Genomic DNA, 592 nt, shown 5'->3' on the forward strand with positions numbered 1-592 from the left:
CACCGCATCCACGCGCACGGCGGGCAGCTGGTGTGGCTGTGGGTGAAGGGCAGGGCGCGGACGGTGCCGCGGCCCTCCTGGTCCGTCTTCGATTTGCGCAGGCGGATGTGCAGGCCGTCGAGCCGGTGCAAACTGACGTCCCCGCAGGTGAGGGCGACGAGTTCGCTGCGGCGGAACGCCCCGGCGAACCCCAACAGCAGGATCGCAGCATCGCGGCGTTCGACGACCTCGTCCGCCCACCCTGCGCAGTCCGCTCTCGCCTTGTCGACGATGGCGAGGACATCGGCGGTGAGCAGCGGGGCCCGCGGGCTGCGGGGCCGCTGCCCGGCGGTGGCGTAGCCGCGGCGGATCCCGGACATCGTCGCCTTCACCAGGTCGTCGCCGGTGGGGCTGGGGTGCCCGGCGGTGCGGTGGTGGTGGGCGATCGCGGCGAGGCGATGCGCCAAGGTCGCGGGGGCGTAGGCCCGCTCCCCCGCCTCGGTGACGGTGTCGGCGCACGCCACCAGGTAGGCGGCGACGGTGACCGGATGCGCCGGCAGCGCGGTGTGGCCCTCGCGCGCGCACCAGGTGGTGAAGGCCCGCCACGCCGAGG

The 592-nt window shown here is 74.8% G+C and carries 1 pseudogene; it reads right to left on the bottom strand.

What is annotated here, in order from left to right:
• Positions 1-592, bottom strand: a pseudogene (locus CQZ88_RS15325) (integrase); the annotation flags it as partial.

The sequence above is a fragment of the Rhodococcus sp. ENV425 genome (assembly GCF_002887785.1).
In the GTDB taxonomy this organism is placed as follows: domain Bacteria; phylum Actinomycetota; class Actinomycetes; order Mycobacteriales; family Mycobacteriaceae; genus Rhodococcus; species Rhodococcus aetherivorans.